A 2,962-nucleotide genomic window follows, 5' to 3' on the forward strand; every position below is an offset into this window, starting at 1 on the left:
AGTATATGAACAAACCATCCTGAGATTGGATCTATTTGTTTAAGTTTGTCAATACTTTTCTTTACTAATCTTATGGTCTTATCATTTAAATAAAATCTTATTGGTATTGATTTAGATTTAGTATTGCTTTTGGTTTGTAATAATTCTTTCTTATATTGCCTTGTTTCTTTAAGTAATATTGAATTTTGTTTCTTCAGTTCTTTGATTTTTGCTTTTAATATTTCATATTCTCTCATGTAATTTATATGTTAACTAAATGCTATAAAAATAAGTAAAATTATGTATAAATATGTTAGCAAATACTCTTAATTTATGTCAAATTATATGTCTCTCCATTGTATGCAAAATTTAATGTGTAGGGTATGTATTTTAATCAGAAGGGCTGATATTTAAGGGTGCAGCACAAAATATCTAGTAAACTTTGTGGTAGCTTTAACAAATACTTAAAAATTTGCTGTCTATTCTTTCTAGATTTTATTTTAACGACCCATCTATTTGCAATGAGAGATATTTCTCTTCTTTTTTTAACTTATCTTTCTCTGTTAACTTCAAGTTAACATTTTGTTTACTTGTTCCTTTTTTTAAATCTTTTTATTTTATCTTTTATTTGTATGCAAATATCTTGGTACTTTCTTTCTTAAATCTTGTTTTTAAATTCTATTTCTTATTTTTGAGCTTCATTATCAAAATTGTATTGAACCTCCATTAGCTAATATAAATGTATTGTTTCTATTCTTCAAAGCATTATATATTACTTGTTAAAAGTGTCTTTTTGATTATTTTATTGTGTCCATTGTGCTAATGTATTTTGATAACTTTCACTATTTTTGTCTTGAAATTCTTTTTTTATACTTTGAAATATTTCTTCATTTGTATCATATTCGATGATTGTTGCAGTTAAAACATATTCAAAGAAGTTTGCTATATAATTTTCTTGTGAATCACTATATATCTTAATGTCAAATGTGTGAGTATTGTTATATTCATCATCTTGATAAAAATAAAGGGCTCCTTGGATGTATTCCTTAATATTCTTATTACTTGCAAGTTTGTTTCGTTTCTCCTCTATAAAATTGTATATTTTACTAAACGAATTACTTAATTCTTTTAGTTTTTGTATTTGTGCATTATCTGAAATCCAAGTCCAAAATGTGTTGTATTTTGTTTCTAGCTTTTGAGCATCTTCTTTTGTTTCTATTGTATCAAGAGTATCATTCTTATTAAGACTTTGCTGCTTTCTAATTATTATATCAAATGCATATCTTAATATGTCGAGATTACGTTTTTCTTTATCAGTTAGAGTGATGGCAGTGTTTGTGGGTGATTTCATTGGATCTGTAGATGTTTCATAATTTTTGATAAGAGGAGGGTTTGTGAGTGATTTTATTGGATTATCAGGATCTTTTGTATGTTTCAGTGTTGTTTCAGGTTGAGTTTTTAATTTGCTATCAAATTTATCTGAATTACAACCATACAAAAGTAATATAATGCAGAGCATTAGAATACTGACATTTTTATTCATATAATATTCTCCTTATTTATGAATTATACATGATATTTTTCTTTGGATATATATTGATAAGCTTTTTTGATTGATTTTGTAAAATTATTATTTTGTTATAGAGTTTATGTTAAACTAAATTAATTTTTGTTAATTTAGAAGGTTGAAGAGATATGAATAAAGTAAAGAAATCATTTGATGATTATATTGTGTATTTTAATGAAGGGAAGCTTAGTGATGCACAGATTAGTAAAGAGATGGGCGTAAGTCGTGCTAATGTATGTAAAATGAGACGTAGATGGGAGTCTAGAGAAAGCAATAATTTAGAAGAACATCCAAAAGTAACAATTAGCGAAGAAACTCTAAATAATGTGTTGATTCGTGCATCAGAGCATAGTGCACAATCGAGTAGTATTAAAAGCCAGCTTCATATGGCTAGAAATAGATTGGGATTAGAATTTATTGATTCATTTAATAATTATTTAGATTTGGAACTTAAATCATACAATTAAGAAATAAAGATGTTAGAGCGCAACATTGAAAGACTTAAAGAAGAAATTAATAATGAAGATGATCAAGGTATTAATAATAAGCTATGTGAACTTGACGAAGTTAAAAGAGCAAAAGAACTTAAAAAAATGGAATTGTATTACCAAGCTATGCTTAAATTAAAAGCAACTGATTTTGAATCACAAGTTAAATTTAAAATTTAAAGGATTATGTTGTGAATATATATGATCTACCTATTTTTAAAAGAATGCAAAGGGAATATAAGCGTGAATTTGGGATTGATATTGCATCTTTTATTAAACCAAAACCAGTAGTTGTTGATTTTAAAAGCTTTGAAAATAAATTCTTGACTAAAAAACAATGTAAAGTATTAAGTGATATTGAAAAGAATAATCAAAACAAAGTTATTTTATCAGGTGGAATTGCAAGTGGTAAAACATTTTTGGCCTGTTATTTATTCTTAAAAACTTTACTTAAGAATAGGCATCTTTATAGTCAAGATACCAATAATTTTATATTAGGCAACTCACAGAAATCATTAGAAATTAATGTTACAGGCCAGTTTGAAAAGCTTGCTAATATGCTTAAAATACCTTTTCTTCCTAAATATTCAAATACGTCATATTTTGAAATCGATTCTTTAAGAATTAATTTATATGGTGGAGATAAAATAAGAGACTTTGAAAGATTTAGAGGATCGAATTCTGCTGTCATTTATGTTAATGAAGCAACAACGCTGCATAAAGAGACATTAAAAGAAGCGCTTAAGAGACTAAGAATCAAACCAGAGTTTATTGTTTTTGATACTAATCCTGATCATCCAGAGCATTATTTTAAAACAGATTATATTGATAAGAATACAATATATTCTACATATAATTTTACGACATATGATAATGAGACAATTTCAAAGGAATTTATAAAGACCCAAGAAGAAATTTATAAAGACTT

General features: G+C 26.0%; 4 protein-coding genes and 1 pseudogene. 3 read left to right on the forward strand and 2 right to left on the reverse strand.

Annotation, left to right across the window (positions count from 1 at the left end; all coding sequences use genetic code 11):
• Window positions 1-236: pseudogene (locus tag U880_RS09845) on the reverse strand (site-specific integrase); the annotation flags it as partial.
• A gap of 545 nt (window positions 237-781) precedes the next feature.
• Window positions 782-1,522, reverse strand: a complete 741-nt coding sequence (locus U880_RS0101570; protein ID WP_024654498.1) for an Mlp family lipoprotein — start codon at window positions 1,520-1,522, stop codon at window positions 782-784.
• Window positions 1,523-1,674: 152 nt separating this feature from the next.
• Here U880_RS0101570 and U880_RS10745 point away from each other — a divergent pair, with 152 nt between their 5' ends.
• The 3 genes from U880_RS10745 to U880_RS0101580 all read left to right on the forward strand — a co-directional run.
• Window positions 1,675-2,013 carry a DUF603 domain-containing protein gene (locus tag U880_RS10745; protein ID WP_084543161.1) on the forward strand — a complete coding sequence of 113 codons (339 nt, stop codon included), beginning with the start codon at window positions 1,675-1,677 and terminating at the stop codon, window positions 2,011-2,013.
• Between the two features lie 9 nt (window positions 2,014-2,022).
• Window positions 2,023-2,214, forward strand: a complete 192-nt coding sequence (locus tag U880_RS11445; protein WP_084543162.1) for a hypothetical protein — start codon at window positions 2,023-2,025, stop codon at window positions 2,212-2,214.
• 11 nt (window positions 2,215-2,225) lie between these two features.
• Window positions 2,226-2,962, forward strand: a 737-nt coding sequence (locus U880_RS0101580) for a PBSX family phage terminase large subunit (protein ID WP_024654499.1), incomplete at its 3' end; no start/stop codon positions are given.

Origin of the sequence: Borrelia hispanica CRI, assembly GCF_000500065.1 — a bacterium.
GTDB classification, from domain to species: domain Bacteria; phylum Spirochaetota; class Spirochaetia; order Borreliales; family Borreliaceae; genus Borrelia; species Borrelia hispanica.

What these genes read in the sequence shown, in the direction of transcription:
- U880_RS10745 (WP_084543161.1), top strand. Translation starts at nt 1,675, where the DNA reads ATGAATAAAGTAAAGAAATCATTTGATGATTATATTGTGTATTTTAAT.
- U880_RS0101570 (WP_024654498.1), bottom strand. Translation starts at nt 1,522, where the DNA reads ATGAATAAAAATGTCAGTATTCTAATGCTCTGCATTATATTACTTTTG.
- U880_RS11445 (WP_084543162.1), top strand. Translation starts at nt 2,023, where the DNA reads ATGTTAGAGCGCAACATTGAAAGACTTAAAGAAGAAATTAATAATGAA.